The sequence below is a fragment of the Geobacter sp. genome (genome assembly GCF_027327745.1).
Lineage (GTDB): Bacteria > Desulfobacterota > Desulfuromonadia > Geobacterales > Geobacteraceae > Geobacter.
Genome location: NZ_DAHVYG010000031.1, coordinates 24,841 through 43,056 on the forward strand (window position 1 = coordinate 24,841; position 18,216 = coordinate 43,056).

The 18,216-nt window shown below is 63.5% G+C and carries 15 protein-coding genes and 1 pseudogene; 15 read left to right on the forward strand and 1 reads right to left on the reverse strand.

What is annotated here, in order from left to right; genetic code table 11:
• Positions 1 to 4: 4 nt before the first annotated feature.
• From M6689_RS05680 to M6689_RS05695, 4 genes and pseudogenes are all read left to right on the forward strand, one after another.
• Positions 5 to 1,684, forward strand: a pseudogene (locus M6689_RS05680) (ribonuclease J).
• Positions 1,685 to 1,754: 70 nt separating this feature from the next.
• Entirely contained in the window at positions 1,755 to 4,046 is a 2,292-nt protein-coding gene (locus tag M6689_RS05685) for a DNA translocase FtsK (RefSeq protein ID WP_298268907.1), read from the forward strand.
• 93 nt (positions 4,047 to 4,139) lie between these two features.
• Positions 4,140 to 4,424 carry a hypothetical protein gene (locus M6689_RS05690; RefSeq protein ID WP_298268909.1) on the forward strand — a complete coding sequence of 95 codons (285 nt, stop codon included), beginning with the start codon at positions 4,140 to 4,142 and terminating at the stop codon, positions 4,422 to 4,424.
• A gap of 166 nt (positions 4,425 to 4,590) precedes the next feature.
• A complete protein-coding gene (locus tag M6689_RS05695; protein ID WP_298268912.1) occupies positions 4,591 to 6,636 on the forward strand; it encodes a PocR ligand-binding domain-containing protein in 2,046 nt (681 codons plus the stop codon).
• A gap of 16 nt (positions 6,637 to 6,652) precedes the next feature.
• Here the strand turns inward: M6689_RS05695 and M6689_RS05700 are convergent, their stop codons facing one another.
• Positions 6,653 to 7,450 carry an IclR family transcriptional regulator gene (locus M6689_RS05700; RefSeq protein ID WP_298268914.1) on the reverse strand — a complete coding sequence of 266 codons (798 nt, stop codon included), beginning with the start codon at positions 7,448 to 7,450 and terminating at the stop codon, positions 6,653 to 6,655.
• Positions 7,451 to 7,944: 494 nt separating this feature from the next.
• Here M6689_RS05700 and rho point away from each other — a divergent pair, with 494 nt between their 5' ends.
• From rho to hisB, 11 genes are all read left to right on the forward strand, one after another.
• Entirely contained in the window at positions 7,945 to 9,192 is a 1,248-nt protein-coding gene (gene rho, locus M6689_RS05705; protein WP_298268917.1) for a transcription termination factor Rho, read from the forward strand.
• 111 nt (positions 9,193 to 9,303) lie between these two features.
• On the forward strand, positions 9,304 to 9,501 hold the full coding sequence (gene rpmE, locus M6689_RS05710) for a 50S ribosomal protein L31 (RefSeq protein WP_298268920.1): 198 nt from the start codon (positions 9,304 to 9,306) through the stop codon (positions 9,499 to 9,501).
• Positions 9,502 to 9,607: 106 nt separating this feature from the next.
• Positions 9,608 to 10,303 (forward strand): FAD-dependent thymidylate synthase, encoded by a 696-nt coding sequence (gene thyX, locus M6689_RS05715; protein ID WP_298268923.1) that lies wholly within the window; start codon positions 9,608 to 9,610, stop codon positions 10,301 to 10,303.
• Positions 10,304 to 10,389: 86 nt separating this feature from the next.
• Positions 10,390 to 11,250 carry a DUF1385 domain-containing protein gene (locus M6689_RS05720; protein ID WP_366949728.1) on the forward strand — a complete coding sequence of 287 codons (861 nt, stop codon included), beginning with the start codon at positions 10,390 to 10,392 and terminating at the stop codon, positions 11,248 to 11,250.
• 85 nt (positions 11,251 to 11,335) lie between these two features.
• Entirely contained in the window at positions 11,336 to 12,403 is a 1,068-nt protein-coding gene (gene prfA, locus M6689_RS05725) for a peptide chain release factor 1 (protein WP_298268928.1), read from the forward strand.
• Positions 12,400 to 13,245: a peptide chain release factor N(5)-glutamine methyltransferase gene (gene prmC, locus M6689_RS05730; protein WP_298268931.1), complete on the forward strand. Its 846-nt coding sequence runs from the start codon at positions 12,400 to 12,402 to the stop codon at positions 13,243 to 13,245. The genes prfA and prmC overlap by 4 nt, the downstream gene beginning before the upstream one ends.
• A 73-nt stretch (positions 13,246 to 13,318) precedes the next feature.
• Positions 13,319 to 14,575: a UDP-N-acetylglucosamine 1-carboxyvinyltransferase gene (gene murA / locus M6689_RS05735; RefSeq protein WP_298268934.1), complete on the forward strand. Its 1,257-nt coding sequence runs from the start codon at positions 13,319 to 13,321 to the stop codon at positions 14,573 to 14,575.
• Entirely contained in the window at positions 14,572 to 15,210 is a 639-nt protein-coding gene (gene hisG / locus M6689_RS05740) for an ATP phosphoribosyltransferase (RefSeq protein WP_298268936.1), read from the forward strand. Before murA ends, hisG begins: the two co-directional genes overlap by 4 nt.
• Positions 15,207 to 16,517: a histidinol dehydrogenase gene (gene hisD / locus M6689_RS05745; RefSeq protein WP_298268938.1), complete on the forward strand. Its 1,311-nt coding sequence runs from the start codon at positions 15,207 to 15,209 to the stop codon at positions 16,515 to 16,517. Before hisG ends, hisD begins: the two co-directional genes overlap by 4 nt.
• Complete coding sequence (gene hisC, locus M6689_RS05750; protein WP_298268939.1) at positions 16,514 to 17,566, forward strand: histidinol-phosphate transaminase; 1,053 nt, start codon at positions 16,514 to 16,516, stop codon at positions 17,564 to 17,566. Before hisD ends, hisC begins: the two co-directional genes overlap by 4 nt.
• 14 nt (positions 17,567 to 17,580) lie before the next feature.
• Positions 17,581 to 18,168 (forward strand): imidazoleglycerol-phosphate dehydratase HisB, encoded by a 588-nt coding sequence (gene hisB, locus M6689_RS05755; protein WP_298268941.1) that lies wholly within the window; start codon positions 17,581 to 17,583, stop codon positions 18,166 to 18,168.
• Positions 18,169 to 18,216 lie beyond the last annotated feature (48 nt).

Sequence of the window (18,216 nt, forward strand, 5' to 3'; positions counted from 1 at the left end):
GATTATGGATCAGGATATCGTCAGCACTCCGGCCGGTCTCAGGATCATCCCCCTCGGGGGGCTGGGAGAGATCGGGCTCAACATGGCGCTCTTCGAGTACGGCGACGATATCATCGTCGTTGACTTCGGCCTCATGTTCCCCGAGCCCCACATGCTCGGCATCGATCTGGTGATCCCCGACATCGCCTATCTGCGGGAGCGGGCCGAAAAGGTGCGGGGGATCTTTCTCACCCACGGCCACGAGGACCACATCGGCGCCCTCCCCTTCGTCCTGCAGGAGCTCTCACCCCCCCTCTACGGCACGGCCCTCACCCTCGGCTTCGTCAGAGAAAAGCTGAAGGAGTTCGATCTCGACGGACTGGTGGACCTGGAGGTGGTGAAGCCGCGGGAGAAGGTCGCCGCGGGGTGCTTTGAGGTGGAGTTCATCCGGGTCTCCCACTCCATCGTCGACGGCTGCGCCCTGGCGATCCGCACCCCCGAGGGGGTGGTGATCCATACGGGGGACTTCAAGATCGACCACACCCCCGTGGATGGCTAGCTGACCGATCTCGCCACCTTCGCCCGGTACGGGAGCGAGGGGGTCCTGGCGCTCATGGCCGATTCCACCAACGTGGAGCGGGAAGGGTTCACCCTCTCGGAACGGGTGGTGGGAGAGGCGTTCAACGAGATCTTTCCCCGCTGCCCGGGACGGATCATCGTCGCCGCCTTCTCCAGCAACATCCAGCGGGTCCAGCAGGCGGTGGACGCCGCGGCCCGCTGCGGCCGCAAGGTGCTTCTGAACGGCCGCTCCATGGTGGCCAACGTGGGGATCGCGCGGCAGCTGGGGTATCTGCGGATCCCCGAGGGGATCCTCATCGACCTCAAGGAGCTTCCCCGCCTCCCGAAGGAGGAGGTCTGCATGATCACCACCGGCTCCCAGGGGGAGCCGATGAGTGCCCTGGCCCGGATCGCCATGGACGACCACAAGCAGATCAGGCTGGAGCCCGGGGATACGGTGATCCTCTCCTCCCGCTTCATCCCGGGAAATGAGAAGACCATCTCCGACCTCATCAACCACCTCTACCGCCGGGGGGCCGAGGTCTACCACGAGAAGGTCTCCGAGGTGCACGTCTCGGGGCACGCCTCCCAGGAGGAGCTGAAGCTCATGCTCAACCTGGTGAAGCCCCGCTTCTTCATCCCGGTCCACGGCGAGTACCGCCATCTCGTGAAGCACGGGCGGCTGGCCCAGATGGTGGGGGTGCCGGCGGAGCGCTGTCTTCTCGCCGTCAACGGTGACGTGATCTCGTTTCGCGACGAGCGGGGAGCAATCGCCGACCGGGTGGACACGGGACGGGTCTTCATCGACGGCAAGGGGATCGGCGACGTGGGGGAGGTGGTCCTCAAGGACCGCCGGCATCTCTCGGAGGACGGGATGGTGGTGGTGATCATCGCCATCAGCCAGCATTCCGGCGAGGTGATCTACGGCCCCGACATCGTCTCCCGCGGCTTCGTCTTCGAGGACGAAAGCCAGGAGTATCTCGACGAGACGAAGAAGATTGTCCTCGACACCCTGGCCGGCATGACCACCGAGGCCCGGGCCGACTGGGGTGAGGTGAAGCAGGAGGTGCGGCGCATTCTGCGGCGCTTCTTCAACAAGACGATCGAACGGCGGCCGGTGATCCTGCCGCTGATCCTTGAGATGTAGGGGCGAATCTGGTATTCGCCCTGATCCCGAAAGATCGGGCGATCACAAGGATCGCCCCTACGAAATACCCATGACAGAAACAGACAGCCAGATCGACAGGAAAGAAAAGCTGAAGAAGGAGATCCAGGGGATGGCCCTGGGGGCGGTGGGGCTCTTCATTCTCATTGCCCTGGTCTCGTTCAGCGCGGGGGACCAGTCGTTCAACACTTACTCCTCCGAGGGGAAGCTCCACAATTTCGGCGGCCGGCTCGGCGCCGACCTGTCGGATCTGCTGCTGCAGCTCTTCGGGCTCGCCTCCTACGCCCTTCCCGTCGGCCTCCTCTACCTCTCCTACAAGCTCCTCCGCTTCAAGGAGCTGCGCTGGAAGTCGTACAAGGGGATCGCGTTCGCGACGCTCCTGGTCTCCCTTGCCGCCCTCTTCGCCTTCAACCTGGAAAAGACCGTCTTCCTCGGTCAGCCGGTCCTGACCGGCGGCGCCGTCGGCTACAAGACGGCATCGTTTCTCAAGACCTACTTCGGCATCACCGGTGCGATCCTGATCATTCTCCCGCTCCTGGCCGCCTCGGCCATGGTGCTGTCGCGCTTCTCCTTCGTCCTCTTCGCCGACTGGTGGTTCACGAACCTGAAGGAGCGCTGGGCGCGCCGCAGGGAGCGGCAGGCGCTTAACCGCCAGCTCCTGGATGCGGGGGAGAAGCCCGAGAAGAAAAAGGCGCCGGAGATCAGGCCGGTCCACGTGGCTATCCCGGCGCCGGAGCCGGTCCGCAAGAAGGAGAAGAAAAAGGAGGAGGCGAAGAGCGCCCCCCTTCAGGAGGCCTTCGATTTCATCAAGAGCGAGGGGGATCACCGCACCCCGCCGCTGTCGCTCCTCGATGCCCCCCCGGCCACCGAGAAGCGCCTCGACCGGGACATCCTCACCATGAACGCCCGGCTCCTGGAGAAGAAGTTCAAGGACTTCGGCATCGACGGCGAGGTGGTGGAGATCTGCCCCGGCCCGGTCATCACCATGTACGAGTTCGCCCCCGGCCCCGGCATCAAGGTGAGCCGGATCGCCTCCCTTTCCGATGACCTCTCCATGGCACTCCAGTCCATGTCGATCCGGATCGTGGCCCCCATCCCCGGCAAGGGGGTGGTGGGGATCGAGATCCCGAACCGGGAGCGGGAGACGGTCTTTCTCAAGGAGATCTTCAACGGCGAGGAGTTCCATGGCAGCAAGATGAAGCTCCCCCTGGCCCTGGGGAAGGACATCGCCGGCGCCCCGGTGGTGGCCGATCTCGCCAAGATGCCCCATCTGCTCGTGGCCGGCGCCACCGGCTCGGGGAAGTCGGTCTCCATCAACACCATGATCCTGTCGCTCCTCTACACCGCCACCCCCAGGGACGTGCGGGTGATCATGGTGGACCCGAAGATGCTGGAGCTCTCCATCTACGAGGGGATTCCCCACCTCCTCCTCCCCGTGGTCACCAACCCCAAGAAGGCCTCCCTCGCCCTCAAGTGGGCCGTGGAGGAGATGGGGCGCCGCTACCGCCTCATGGCCGACAAGGGGGTGCGGAACATCGGCTCCTACAACCAGTGTCTCGAAAAAGAGGAAAAGGAGGCCGAAGAGCTCAAGGCCCAGGGGACCGTGGTGCTGGACGAGGTGGTGGACGAGCCCGCGGACGACGAGGAGGCGATTCAGGAGTTTCTGGCCAAGCAGGAGGAGCTGGAGCACGGGCACCTGCCGTATATCGTCGTCATTGTGGACGAGCTGGCCGACCTCATGATGGTTGCCGGCCGGGAGATCGAGGAGTCCATCGCGCGGCTGGCCCAGATGGCCCGGGCCGCCGGCATCCATCTGATCCTCGCCACCCAGCGGCCGTCGGTGGATGTCATCACCGGCCTTATCAAGGCGAACTTCCCGGCCCGGATTTCCTTCCAGGTCTCCTCCAAGATCGACTCCCGGACCATCCTCGACACCAACGGCGCCGAGTCGCTCCTGGGTGCCGGCGACATGCTCTTCCTCCCCCCCGGCACCGCCAAGATGCAGCGGGTCCACGGCGCCTTCGTCTCCGACGCAGAGGTGCAGCGGGTGGTGGATTTCCTCAAGAAGCAGGGGAAGCCGGTCTACGACAAGTCGATCCTGGAGATGAAAGAAGACAGCGGCGCTGGCGGCGGGGACGACGAGGACCTGATCGACGAGCGGTACGACGACGCGGTGGCCCTGGTGGCCGAGACGCGCCAGGCCTCCATCTCCATGGTCCAGCGGCGGCTGCGGATCGGCTACAACCGCGCCGCCCGCATCATCGAGCGGATGGAGCAGGAGGGGATCGTCGGCCCCTCCGACGGGACCAGCAAGCCGCGGGAGGTTTTCATCAACAAGATTTAGCCGTCGGCCCGGGAACGGCCGGCGGCGGGCGTCTCCGGGCTGATTTGTGATATCATGGAACCAACATAATCTTTGCACCGGGAAGGTTGACCCATGAAGACCATCATCTCCATCCTCGCCGCCCTCCTCATTACTGCGGCAACGCTGCCGGCCTTTGCCGCCGATCAGCCTCTCCCGAAAGGGAAGGACCTCTGTCTCCTCAACGACGAGAACTGCCCCGACCGCAAGGACGACATCGTCGAGCTGATCGCGAAGCTCAAACACGAGATCGCCCGTGGGACCGAGGTCTATACCCCCGCGGAACTTAAGAAGCTCCAGAACAAGCTCGAAGAGTACGAACGCCTGCTTGATGTCCTGCTGTACCACAACACCAACTGACCCGCATCCCTTCGCCATTACCCCTCGTTTTTAGCGAATGGCTCCCTTGGCTTTTGCCGCAGAATTTGTATACTTGAATTAAAAAACGCTGCTTCCGTTCGCTGTTCCGGTCGAGACGACGCGCCGCGGGGCGCGCGCCTTCAAGTGCCGGGAAGGGGTTTTATTCATGATGTATCACTTTTCGGAGCTGATCGACGTTCCCCGGCTTCAGGGTCTGATGGAGCAGTTTCAGGCCATGACCGGCGTTCCGGTCGGCATCGTCGATGCCGAGGGGCGGATCCTGGTCGCCACCGGCTGGCAGGAAATCTGTACGAAGTATCACCGCGTCAACCGCACTACCCGTGAGCGGTGTCGCCAGAGCAACGCCTACATCAATTCCCACCTGACCGAGGGAGCCTACGTCCCTTACAAGTGCCTGAACGGCCTGTGGGATGTCGGCGTCCCGATAATCATAGCCGGAGAGCACGTGGCGACCCTGTTTCTCGGTCAGTTCTTCTTCGAGGGGGAGAGCCCCGACATCGAGTTCTTCCGGCGGCAGGCCGGCGAATTCGGGTTCAACGAAACGGATTACCTGGCGGCCCTTGCCTCGATCCCGGTCTTCAGCCGGGACCAGGTCGACCGGATCATGCGCTACTGCGAGAGTTTCGTCAGCTTTGTCGTCGATATGGGGCTCGCTACCCTGCGTCAGCGGGAGGCCGAGTTGGCGCTGCGGGAGCAGGAGTCGCAGCTGCGGCTGATCTTGAGCTCCACCGCCGAGGCGATCTACGGGCTCGACCGGGAAGGGCGGTGCGTCTTCTGCAATCCGGCCTGCCTGCAGGTGCTCGGCTACAGTGACGAGGGGGAGCTGCTCGGGCGGCAGATGCACGAGGTGCTCTGCCACACCCGGGCGGACGGCACGCCGTACACTTTGGAAGAGTGCGCCGTGGTGCGGGCGTTTCGGGAAGGCGAATGCATCCACTACGCCGACGAGGTGTTCTGGCGGGCCGACGGCTCTCCCTTCCCGGTGGAGTACTGGGCTTATCCCGTGCGACGGGAGGAAACCCTGGTGGGGGCGGTGGTCACGTTTCTGGATATCACCGAACGGCGGCGGGCCGAAAAGGCTCTCGCGGCGTCGGAAGAGAAATTTTCCAAGGCCTTTCGGACATCGCTGGTGATGCTCGGGATCACGACGCTGGCGGAGGGGCGGTTCATCGAGGTCAACGAGGCCTTCAAGCGGACCTTCGGCTATCGGCGCAGCGATGTGGTGGGGCGGACTTCCCTGGAGCTGAACATCTGGCAGAGTCCGGCGGAGAGGGAGTGGATAGTGGGGCTCATCCGTGCGGAGGGGGCGGTCCGGGAGCAGGAGGTGACGTTCCGGGACCGGTCGGGGCGGACCTTTACCGGTCTCTACTCGGCGGAGATGCTGGAGCTCGACGGCGTCCCCTGCCTGATCAACATGGTGGTGGACATTACCGACCGCAAGCGGGTGGCGGAGCGGATCGAGATCCTCAATTCGCATCTGGCGGCCCGGGCGGCCGAACTGGAGGTTGCCAACGGGGAGCTTGAGGCGTTCAGCTATTCGCTCTCCCACGATCTGCGCTCCCTCGTGGGGCAGATCAGCCTTTCGGCCCAGCTGCTCAGGGAAAACAACGGCGGCGAGTGCCGCCGGGAAACCCGACTCCTCCTGGCGGACACCATTTACGATGCCACGGAGCGGATAATCGAGCTCGTGGAGGCGATGCTCGTTCTTTCCCGCGTTACCCAGAGCGAGATGCGCAACAAAGAGGTCGATCTCGGCGTGCTGGCGGGGGAGATAATCCTGGGGCTCCGGATGGTCGAGCCGGAGCGGTCGGTCGAGTTCGAATCGTCACCCGGCCTCGTGGTGAAGGGTGATCCGCAGATGCTGCGCATCGCACTGGAGAACCTGATCGGCAATGCCTGGAAATACACCCGAAAGACCAGTGGCGCCACAGTCGGGATTTCGGCGACCACGCGAAACGGAGAACGGGTCTTTTGTGTGCGGGACAACGGGGCGGGGTTCGACATGCGGGAGGCGGGAGAGCTTTTTCAGCCGTTTCGCCGGCTCCACCGGAATGAAGAGTTCGAGGGGACGGGCATCGGCCTGGCCACCGTCCGGCGGGTCGTCCAGCGGCACGGCGGCAGGATCTGGGCCGAAGCGGAGCCCGGGAGAGGGGCCGCCTTCTTTTTCACTCTCCCTGGGGGAAGGGGATGAGCGGGGTACCGTTTCCCTATTCGGGGGTGGGGGCTACGTGGCCGAGCTTGACCGATATCGCTTGGGCCGTCTTCTGGGCGAGGGGGGCAAGGGTATTCCGGATCCGTTCGTCCGAGAAGCGGATCGACGGGCCTGAAATGATCACGGCGCCAACGACGGCGGTGCGGTAGTCGAAGATCGGTGCCGCCACCCCGCGGACCCCGATCTCCAGTTCCTCATTGTCGACGGCGTACCCCCGGGTGGCCACCTCGCGGAGGTGGTCGCAGAGCTGTTGCCGGTCGGTGAGGGTGTGGGGGGTGAACCGGGCGAGCTCGGCGCGGGCCAGGTACCGTTCCAGCTCCTCGGGGGGCAGAAACGCGAGCTGGACCTTGCCAGCGGCGGTGCAGTAGGCGGGAAGTCGCGAACCGAGGCGGGAGACGACCCGCACCGTGGCATGGCTCTCTACGCCGTAAAGATATGTGCTCAGATGTTCTTTGAGAACGGCAACATAGGCGGTTTCGTCGCATTCGCGGACGAGTTCCTCCAGCGCCGGTTTGGAGTACGGCAGGAGCGCCATCTGTCTGATCATGGTCTGGCTGATCTCAAGGGTCTTGAGGCCGAGGCGGTAGTTGCCGGTTATGCGGTTCTGCTCAACGTAGCCGCGGGCCTCCAGGGTGGCGAGAAGGCGGAACACGTTGTTCTTGTGGAGCTTGAGCCGCCGGGCCAGTTCGGTGACGCCCAGCTCGGACGCATCTTCCCCGTGGAACTGCTCCAGGAGGTCGAGGGCGTGGGAAACGGCGAGGATCATGTAGTCGGACTTGTCTTTTTTCTGCACGGTGGATGCCTCTGTCGGGCGTGATGTGCTGTCGGGCGGGGCTCTTCGAGAAGGGTCGCCCCGAGGTGAAAAAGTCCCCGACAGGCTTTGTGGTCTGACTGCTGGGACTATAGTGCCAGGCGCCGCGACGTGTCAACTGCTAAATCCGCCCGTGACGCGGGAGAATTCCTCCTCACCGGTCGAAGGGGGCGTCTGGATGGCAGGGTTTCCGGCGGCTGCCGGAAAGGATAATTAATGTTGACAAGCCGAGGGGATGGGGTTTATAAACAAAATATCCTCAATTCGACTCCAGTTTTGCCTCCGGCGCTTCAGCCGAACTGCTCAGTTGCACGACACCTCATCACAGCAACAGTCATCCATTACAGACACATAACCCAGGGTATCAATTCCCCTCACGCTAGCGTATCCGCATAAATATGTCCATACCCCGTGCGCCCGAACCGGCCGCAGCTTCCTGCTGCCGTCGCCGTCGAGCGCTCCGACCAGGAGAACCGATGAACCTGCAAGAACTGAAAGGGAAGAAGATCAACGAGCTTACGGCGATAGCCAAGGGGCTCAACATCGAGGGGGCATCGAGCCTGCGCAAGCAGGATCTGATCTTCGCCATCCTCAACGCCCAGACCGAAAAGAACGGGATGATTTTCGGCGAGGGGGTCCTGGAATGCCTTCCCGACGGATTCGGTTTTCTTCGGGCGCCCGATTACAACTACCTGCCGGGCCCCGACGACATCTACGTTTCCCCCTCCCAGATCCGCCGCTTCAACCTGCATACCGGCGACACCGTCTCAGGCCAGATTCGGCCCCCGAAAGAAGGGGAGCGCTATTTTGCGCTCCTGAAGGTTGAGACGGTCAACTTCGAGCCCCCCGAAGTGGCCAGGGACAAGATCCTCTTCGACAACCTTACCCCCCTCTATCCCGACGAAAAGATCAGGCTGGAGACCGCCCCCGACAACATGCCGATGCGGGTCATGGAGCTGGTCTCTCCCATCGGCAAGGGGCAGCGGGGGCTCATCGTCGCCCCTCCCCGCACCGGCAAGACGATGCTCATCCAGAACATCGCCAACTCCATCGCTGAGAACCATCCGGAGGTTTACCTGATCGTGCTGCTGATCGACGAGCGTCCCGAAGAGGTGACTGACATGCAGCGCTCGGTGAAGGGGGAGGTGGTCTCCTCCACCTTCGACGAGCCCGCCACCCGCCACGTGCAGGTGGCCGAGATGGTGATCGAGAAGGCGAAGCGGCTCGTGGAGCACAAGCGGGACGTGGTGATCCTTCTGGACTCCATCACGCGGCTCGCCCGGGCCTACAACACCGTCATCCCCCCCTCCGGCAAGATCCTCTCCGGCGGGGTCGACTCCAACGCCCTTCACAAGCCGAAGCGCTTCTTCGGCGCCGCCCGCAACATCGAGGAGGGGGGCTCCCTCACCATCATCGCCACGGCGCTGATCGACACCGGGAGCAAGATGGATGAGGTTATCTTCGAGGAGTTCAAAGGGACCGGCAACATGGAGGTCCACCTCGATCGCAAGCTCGTGGAGAAGCGGACCTTCCCGGCCATCGACATCAACAAGTCCGGGACCCGGAAAGAGGAACTCCTCATAGAGAAGAGCTCCCTCAACCGGATCTGGATTCTCCGCAAGGTGCTCCACCCGATGAATGTGGTGGACAGCATGGAGTTTCTCCTGGACAAGCTCTCCGAGACGAAATCGAACCAGGATTTCCTCGATTCCATGAGCAAGTAATCCGTGGGGAGCGCCGGAAAAAACTCTTGAAAAAATAAGCTGGTGGTGCTAATTATAAAACTTTCCAGCGACTGCATATTACCGCAGGGAGCCCCTGCAAGGAGGACACATATGAAAGAGGGAATTCATCCCAAGTACACCGAAGTGACGATCAAGTGCGCCTGCGGCAACAGCTTCCAGAGCCGCTCCACCACTTCCGAGATCAATACCGAAGTCTGCTCCGCCTGCCATCCGTTCTTCACCGGCAAGCAGAAGATCCTGGACACCGCCGGCCGCGTCGAGCGCTTCAAGAAGAGATACGGCCTGTAAGATCGGGCCCTCGGCCTTTCGGATTAGTGGAGGGGATTTTGTCCATGGCGAAATCCCCTTATCTGTTTCTGATGACGCACACTTTCTCGCTTCACCAAGGGATTGCATGAAGGTTACGCTTCTCCAGCACACCCCCGACCCTGAAACCGCCGTTGCCCTCGCTGCCCGGCTCTGCTACTCGCCCGTCGGCATCGAGGCGCTGCGCGAAAAACTCTCGAAATCGGACATCGCCGCGTTCCTCGACAAGATCATGTCGCTGGGGCACCAGTCGGTGCTGGAGCACGCCTCCTTCACCTTCGGCATCGAGGGGATTTCGCGGGCCACGAGCCATCAGCTCGTCCGGCACCGGCTCGCCTCCTACTCCCAGCAGTCCCAGCGTTATGTCACCCATGTCGAGCGATTTTCCGCCGTGGTGCCGCCGACCATTGCGGAACGGCCGGAACTGGCCGCGCGCTTCGAGGAACAGCTCCAGGCGCTTCACGAAACCTACGCGGCGCTGGTGGCGGCGGGGATCCCGGCGGAGGATGCCCGCTACATTCTTCCCAACGCGGCCGAGACCAAGATCATCGTCACCATGAACGGCCGCGAACTCCTCCACTTCTTCGAGCTTCGCTGCTGCGAGCGGGCCCAGTGGGAGATCCGGTCCATGGCGGTGGAGATGCTGCGGCTCGTGAAAGCGGTCGCCCCCACTATCTTCCGGGATGCCGGCCCGGGGTGTCTCTCCGGCCCCTGTCCGGAAGGAACCATGACCTGCGGCAGGATCGTCGCGGTCAGGGAGAGATTCAAGGAGATGTCATCGTGATAAAGTGGTTCAGCTCGGTACTGGTGCAGCTGTTCTTTCTGGCGGAACGGATCAACGTCGGCGGCCAGGCGGTCCTCGAAGGGGTGATGATGCGGGCTCCCCGCTCCATGGCGATCGCGGTCCGGCGCCCCACCGGCGAGATCTCGGTGAAGCGGGAGGAGGTTCCCCCCCTCTCCGAGCGCTTTCCGATCGTCAAGCTTCCCATCGTCCGCGGTGCGGTGGCGCTCTTCTCCTCCCTCGTCATGGGGCTCAAGGCGCTCAATTTCTCCGCCAACGAGGCGATGGCCGAAGAGGAGGAGAAGGAGGAACTCTCGTCCTGGGCCCTCGGGGGGACCATGGCGGTGGCGCTCGGCTTCGGCGTCCTCCTTTTCTTCGTCTTCCCCCTCTACCTGACCAAGCTTCTCACTCCGCTCATCGGCAGCTCCAACATCGTCTTCAACCTGGTGGACGGCATCATCCGGGTGGCGGTCTTTCTCCTGTACATCGTCTCCATCTCCCGGATGAAGGATATCCAGCGGGTGTTCCAGTACCACGGTGCCGAGCACAAGACCATCTTCGCCTTCGAGGCGGGGGAAGATCTGGCGGTGGCCAACGTGGCCCGGCACAGCCGGCTCCACCCCCGTTGCGGCACGAGCTTTCTCCTCATCGTCATGCTGGTGAGCATCCTGGTTTTCTCGCTCATCCCGAAACTCTGGCCCTTCTATCTGAAAGCCGGTTCCCGGGTGGTGCTCCTGCCGCTCATCGCCGGGATTTCCTACGAGTTCCTCAAGTGGAGCGCCAAACACGATACGTCCCCCCTCGTGCGTATGATCATCACGCCGGGGCTGGCGCTGCAGCGGCTCACCACCCGGGAGCCGGACGAAAGCCAGATGGAGGTGGCGATCCGGTCGATGGAAGAGGCGCTGGACGTGAACGGCGGCTACCGCGACGACCGGTTGGTCGTATAACTCATAAAATCCGCTCCACGAGTGGGAGAAGCGGGGTCTGTCCGCCTCCCCGTATCCGCGGGGCCGACGTGCAAGGATTTGCAGAATGTTTGACAAGATAGCCGAACTGGAAGTACGCCACCAGGAGCTGGAAGCGCTCCTGGCGGACCCGGCAGTGATCGGGAACCAGCCGGAGTTTCGCCGGCTCTCCCGCGAGCACAACGACCTCACCCCCCTGGTGGAGGCGTACCGCACCTACCGGAAGGTTCTCGACGAGATCGAGGGGAACCGGGAACTTCTGGCCGACCCCGAGATGAAGGAGATGGCCGAGGCGGAACTGCCGGAGCTGGAGCGGCGCCGCGAGGAGCTGGAGGGAGAGATCAAGATCCTCCTCCTGCCGAAGGACCCCAACGACGACCGGAACGTGATTCTCGAGATCCGTGCCGGCACCGGCGGTGACGAATCGGCCCTCTTCGCCGGGGATCTCTTCCGGATGTACTCCCGCTTTGCCGAGCGCAACCGGTGGAAGGTGGAGGTCATCTCCGCGTCGGAGTCCGAGCGGGGGGGCTTCAAGGAGGTGATCGCCTCCATCGAGGGGCAGGGGGCCTACTCTAAGCTAAAATACGAATCGGGAACCCACCGGGTGCAGCGGGTGCCGGAGACCGAGGCCCAGGGGCGGATCCATACCAGCGCCTGCACCGTGGCGGTCCTCCCCGAGGCCGATGACATCGAGGTGGACATCAATCCTGTTGATCTCAAGATCGACGTCTACCGTGCCTCCGGGGCGGGGGGGCAGCACGTCAACAAGACCGAGTCGGCGGTCCGGATTACCCACCTCCCCACCGGGATCGTGGTGGAGTGCCAGGACGAGCGGAGTCAGATCAAGAACCGGGCGAAGGCGATGAAAGTCCTCAAGACCAGGATCCTCGACGGCCTCCAGCAGGAGCAGAACGCCCGCATCGCCGCCGACCGGAAGCAGCAGGTGGGAAGCGGCGACCGGAGCGAGCGGATTCGAACCTACAACTTTCCCCAGGGGCGGATGACCGATCACCGTATCGGCCTCACCCTCTACCGGCTCGAGACGATCATGCTGGGAGACATCGCCGAGATCGTGGACGCCCTGCGCGCCCATTACCAGATGGAGGCGCTGAAGGCGCAGAGCGAGGCGGCGTGAGCGAGGTCTGGACCATCCGCAGGGTGCTCGACTGGACCAGGGAGTACCTGGCGGAGAAAGGGGTCGGGAACGCGCGGCTGGAGACCGAGTGGCTCCTGGGTGCCGCCTTGGGGCTGGACCGGGTGGGACTCTACGTAAACTTCGACAAGCCCCTCAACCAGAACGAGCTCGGGGCGATCCGGGGACTCGTGGCGCGACGGGCCAAGCGTGAACCGCTCCAGTACATCCTCGGAAGCCAGGAGTTTTTCGGGCTCGATTTCGAGGTGACCCCGGCGGTGCTGATTCCCCGCCACGATACCGAGGCCGTGGTGGAGGAGGCGCTGAAGCGGGCACCGGCTGCCGGAAGCATCCTCGATATCGGCGCGGGGAGCGGCTGCATTGCCGTGGCTCTGGCAAAGAACCTCCCCGATGCCCGGGTCTGGGGGGTGGAACAGTCGCCCGCCGCCCTCGCCCTGGCCCAGCGAAACGTCGAGCGGCACGGCGTGCGGGTGACCCTCTTCGAGGGGTCGCTCTTCGAGCCCTTCGGGGATCAGCGGTTCGACCTGATCGTCTCCAATCCTCCCTACATCCCCACCGCCGACCTGGAGACACTCCAGCCAGAGGTGCGGGAATACGAGCCCCGCGCCGCCCTCGACGGCGGAGCCGACGGCCTCGATTTCTACCGGATCATCATCCCGGCCGCCCCGGAGCACCTGAACCCCGGTGGGTGGCTGCTCGTCGAGCTCGGCATAGGCCAGGCGGAGGCGGTGCTCGGGATGTTCGGCCGGGCCGGTTTCGGCGACTGCTTTACGGCCAGGGACCCCAACGGCATCGACCGGGTGGTCGGTGGACGGATTCCGTAGGGGCGATCCTTGTGATCGCCCAAAATCGGGCAAACACAAGGTTTGCCCCTACACCAATTTCAGAGGCATTCTTTTGGACAAGCTGATCATCAAAGGGGGAAAGAAACTGACCGGAGAGGTATCGGTCAGCGGCTCCAAGAACGCGGCCCTCCCCATCTTCATCTCCACCATCCTCGCGCCGGGGCTAAACGAAATCCGCAACGTTCCGTTCCTGCGCGACATCAACACCACCATCAAGGTCCTGGAGTCCCTCGGCGCCGTCGTCGAGGGGAACGGCAACATCGTCCGGATCGATACGACCCACGTGAACAACGTAGAGGCGACCTACGACCTGGTGAAGACCATGCGCGCCTCGGTCCTCGTCCTGGGGCCGCTTCTGGCGCGACATGGCCGGGCACGGGTGTCGCTCCCCGGCGGCTGCGCCATCGGCGCCCGTCCCATCAACCTGCATCTCAAGGGGCTCGCGGCCCTGGGGGCCGACATCCGGCTGGAGCACGGCTACGTGGAGGCCAAGGCGAAGCGGCTCAAGGGGGCGCGGATCAATTTCGACATCGCCACCGTCGGGGGGACCGAGCAGCTCATGATGGCGGCGGCCCTGGCCAAGGGTGAGACGGTCCTGGAGAACGCCGCCCGGGAGCCGGAGATCATCGACCTGGCCGACATCCTGAACAGGATGGGGGCGAAGATCGAGGGGGCCGGCACCGACACCATCCGGATCACGGGGGTGAAGGAACTGGCGCCGGTCACCCACGACGTCATGCCCGACCGGATCGAGGCCGGCACCTTCATGGTGGCCGCGGCCATAACCGGCGGCGACATAAAGATCAGGAACATGAAGTTGGAGCATCTGGACGCTCTCGTCTTCAAGCTCCAGGACGCCGGCGTTGAGATCACCAACCGCGACAATGTGGTGCGGGTGAAGGGGCCCCGGCGCCCCAGGGCCATCAATATCAAGACTCGCCCCTATCCCGGTTTCCCCACCGACATGCAGGCACAATTCATGGCCCTCATGTGCGTGGCCGATGGAGCGAGCGTCATCAGCGAGAACATCTTCGAGAACCGCTTCATGCACGTCTCGGAGCTCCTGCGCTTCGGCGCCGACATCACGATTGAGGGGAACACCGCCACGGTGAAGGGAGTGAAGAAGCTCTCCGGCGCGCCGGTCATGGCCACGGACCTCCGGGCCTCGGCCTCGCTGATCCTCGCCGGGCTCGCCGCCGACAACACCACCGAGATCTCCCGCATCTACCACCTGGACCGGGGGTACGACTCCATCGAGAAGAAGCTGGCCGGCCTCGGCGCCGACATCAAGAGAGTGAAAGAGTCATGACCGACTACATCACCATCGCCATCCCCAAGGGGCGCATCCTGAAGGAGTCCGTCGCCCTCTTCGGCAAGATCGGGATCAACTGCGACGAGCTTCTCTCCAACACCCGCAAGCTCATCTTCGAGAACCACGAGCAGCGGATGCGGTACATGATCGTCCGGGCCACCGACGTCCCCACCTACGTGGAGTACGGCTGCGCCGACCTCGGTATCGTCGGCAAGGACACCCTCATGGAGCAGGAGAAGGACCTGTACGAGCCTCTGGATCTGAAGTTCGGCTACTGCCGGATGATGGTGGCGGAGCCGGTGGGGCTTGCCCGGGACGACGATCCTTCCAGTTGGAGCAACATCCGCATCGCCACCAAGTACCCCAACGTGACCGAGAAGTACTTCGCCAAGAAGGGGGTGCAGGTGGAGATCATCAAACTCTACGGCTCCATCGAGCTGGCCCCTCTGGTGGGGCTCTCCGAGCGGATCGTGGACTTGGTCTCCACCGGCGAGACCCTGCGGCAGAACGGCCTCGTGGAGGTGGAGACCATCGCCGAGATCACCACGCGCCTCATCGTCAACCGGGCGAGCCTGAAGACCAAGCACCCCCGGATCACCGAGATCATCGAAGGGCTGGAGAAGCACGTATGAAATTCCTCGACATACGGGATGCGAACTTCGATACGGAATTCGCCGCCATCCTCGCCCGGGGTGAAGAGACCGGCCGCGAGGTGGAGCAGGTGGTCCTCGATATCATCGCCGATGTGCGGGGGCGGGGGGACGAGGCGCTTCTCGACTACACCCGCCGCTTCGACCGGCTGGAGGCCGATTCCGTTACCGCCCTCCAGGTGACCGATGATGAGATCGAGTACGCCTTCGCCCGGGTGAAGGACGAGGAGATTGCGGCCCTGAAGCTGGCGGTGGAGCGGGTGGCCCGCTTCCACGAGAAGCAGAAGCAGGAGACCTGGCTCTCCACCAACGAGCCCGACGTCCTTCTCGGCCAGATGGTGACGCCGCTGGAGCGGGTCGGGATCTACGTACCCGGCGGCAAGGCGAGCTATCCATCCAGCGTCATCATGAACGCGGTCCCGGCCCGGGTTGCCGGCGTCGGTGAGATCGTCATGGTGGCCCCGACCCCCGGCGGCGATATCAATCCCCACGTCCTGGTGGCGGCGCGGCTCTCCGGCGTCGATCGGATTTTCCGGATGGGGGGCGCCCAGGCGGTGGCGGCCCTGGCCTACGGGACCGCAACGGTGCCCAAGGTCGACAAGATCACGGGCCCGGGGAACATCTACGTGGCCACCGCCAAGAAGCTGGTCTTTGGCGCTGTGGGGATCGACATGATCGCCGGCCCCAGCGAGATCCTCGTCATCAACGACGGGAGCGGCACCCCGGCCCACATTGCCGCCGACCTCCTCTCCCAGGCGGAGCACGACGAACTAGCCTCCTCCATCCTCATCACCACCGACCGAGGCTTTGGCGAGCGGGTGGCCGCGGAGGTGGAGCGGCAGCTGGCGGAGCTCTCCCGGGAGCAGATCGCCCGCAAGTCGTGGGAAACCTACGGCGCGGTCATCGTGGCCGGAAGCCTCGACGATGCCATCGCCTTCTCGAACCGGATCGCCCCCGAGCACCTGGAACTGGCCGTGGCGAACCCCTTTGACATCCTGCCGCGGATCAGGAACGCCGGAGCCATCTTCCTCGGCCACTTCACCCCCGAGGCGGCCGGCGACTACCTGGCCGGTCCGAACCACACCCTTCCCACCGGCGGCACGGCCCGTTTCTTCTCCCCCCTGTCGGTGGATGATTTCGTGAAGAAGTCCTCCATCGTCTACTTCAGCGAGGGGGGGCTTAACCGCCTCGGCGGCGACATCGTCCGGATCGCCGAGCTGGAGGGGCTGGAGGCCCACGGCAGGTCGGTGAGCGTGAGACTGAAAGGGGAAGGAGAGGTACGGCAATGATTCCGCTTCGACCGAACATCGCCGCCATGAAGGGGTACGTTCCCGGCTACCAGCCGCCCGATATCGCCTCCTGGATCAAGCTGAACACTAACGAGAACCCGTATCCGCCGTCGCCGGAGGTGGTGAAGGCCATTCTTGAGGAACTGGGGCCGGACGGGGCCGGCCTGCGTATTTACCCCAGCGCCTCCAGCCAGAAGCTGCGCGAGGTGGCCGGGGAGCTTTACGGGTTTGATCCCTCGTGGATCATTATGGCTAACGGCTCCGATGAGGTTCTGAATAATCTGATCCGGGCCTTTGCCGCTGAAGGGGAGGAAGTCGGCTACGTTAACCCTTCATACTCCTACTACGGTACCCTGGCTGAGGTCCAGGGGGCCGTGGTACGTACATTCGGACTGACCGACGATTTCCGGATCGCCGGTTTTCCCGAGCGCTACGAAGGGAAGATTTTCTTCCTCACGACTCCCAATGCCCCGCTGGGCCCCAGTTTCCCGCTCGACTACATCGACGAACTGGCACGGCGTTGCGCAGGCATGCTGGTGCTGGACGAGACCTATGCCGAATTTGCCGAATCCAGTGCGTTGGAGCTGGTGAGAAAGCATGAGAACGTGGTGGTGACGCGCACCCTTTCCAAGAGTTATTCCCTGGCAGGCATGCGTCTCGGCCTTGCCATTGCCCGTCCGGAGGTGATCGCGGCCCTGGACAAGATCCGCGACCACTACAACCTGGACCGGCTGGCCCAGGCCGCCTGCATTGCGGCGCTCAAGGACCAGGCGTATTTTGCCGACTGTTGCCGCCGCATATGCGAGACACGGGAGTGGTTCACGCACGAGTTACGCGGCATCGGCTACAACGTCATCCCCTCCCAGGGGAACTTCGTCTTTGCCGCACCGCCGGACCGCCACGGCAAGCGGGTCTACGAAGGCCTGTATGCCCGCAAGATCCTGGTGCGTCTGCTTTCCGACCCGCTGCTGGCCCATGGCCTGCGCATCTCCATCGGTACGCGGGGGGAGATGGAGCGGACCTTGGCGGCAATAACTGAAATTGGCTGATCAAAGGAGGCGTCATGTCACGGACCGCCACGATTGAACGCATTACCAAGGAGACCAGGATCAAGCTTTCGCTGGATGTGGACGGCACAGGCCAAGCCACGATCTGCACCTCGGTGCCGTTTCTCGACCACATGCTCAACCTGTTCGCCCGCCATGGCCTGTTTGACCTGGAGGTCGAGGCCGCAGGCGACATCGATATCGATTTTCACCACACGGTGGAGGATATCGGGATCGTCTTGGGTGAGGCATTCAAACAGTCCCTGGGAGATAAGAAAGGCATCCGGCGCTACGGCCAGGCCACGGTACCCATGGACGAAACCCTGGCTAGCGTCAGCGTGGACATCTCCGGCCGGCCGTACCTGGTGTACAACGTCAACCTGCCCAAGGTGAAGATCGGCGAGTTTGATGTGGAACTGGCGCGGGAGTTCTTCCAGGCGTTTACCAACCATTGCGGCCTGAACCTGCACATCAACGTGATGTACGGCTGCAACGTGCACCACATCATCGAGGCCTGCTTCAAGGCCTTTGCCCGCGCCATGGATGCGGCAACCCAGCTCGACCCCCGGGTGGAGGGGGTCATGTCCACCAAGGGGCTTTTGTAGGCGGGCTTGTTCGGTTTTTCCTCGGGAGAACGAGAAAGGGGCGGTCCA

Excerpts from the sequence above, each read along its gene's own strand:
- M6689_RS05695 (WP_298268912.1), top strand. The coding sequence starts at position 4,591 with ATGATGTATCACTTTTCGGAGCTGATCGACGTTCCCCGGCTTCAGGGT.
- hisD (WP_298268938.1), top strand. The coding sequence starts at position 15,207 with ATGAAATTCCTCGACATACGGGATGCGAACTTCGATACGGAATTCGCC.
- rpmE (WP_298268920.1), top strand. The coding sequence starts at position 9,304 with ATGAAAGAGGGAATTCATCCCAAGTACACCGAAGTGACGATCAAGTGC.
- M6689_RS05685 (WP_298268907.1), top strand. The coding sequence starts at position 1,755 with ATGACAGAAACAGACAGCCAGATCGACAGGAAAGAAAAGCTGAAGAAG.
- rho (WP_298268917.1), top strand. The coding sequence starts at position 7,945 with ATGAACCTGCAAGAACTGAAAGGGAAGAAGATCAACGAGCTTACGGCG.
- prfA (WP_298268928.1), top strand. The coding sequence starts at position 11,336 with ATGTTTGACAAGATAGCCGAACTGGAAGTACGCCACCAGGAGCTGGAA.
- M6689_RS05690 (WP_298268909.1), top strand. The coding sequence starts at position 4,140 with ATGAAGACCATCATCTCCATCCTCGCCGCCCTCCTCATTACTGCGGCA.
- hisG (WP_298268936.1), top strand. The coding sequence starts at position 14,572 with ATGACCGACTACATCACCATCGCCATCCCCAAGGGGCGCATCCTGAAG.
- M6689_RS05720 (WP_366949728.1), top strand. The coding sequence starts at position 10,390 with ATGATGCGGGCTCCCCGCTCCATGGCGATCGCGGTCCGGCGCCCCACC.
- hisC (WP_298268939.1), top strand. The coding sequence starts at position 16,514 with ATGATTCCGCTTCGACCGAACATCGCCGCCATGAAGGGGTACGTTCCC.
- thyX (WP_298268923.1), top strand. The coding sequence starts at position 9,608 with ATGAAGGTTACGCTTCTCCAGCACACCCCCGACCCTGAAACCGCCGTT.
- hisB (WP_298268941.1), top strand. The coding sequence starts at position 17,581 with ATGTCACGGACCGCCACGATTGAACGCATTACCAAGGAGACCAGGATC.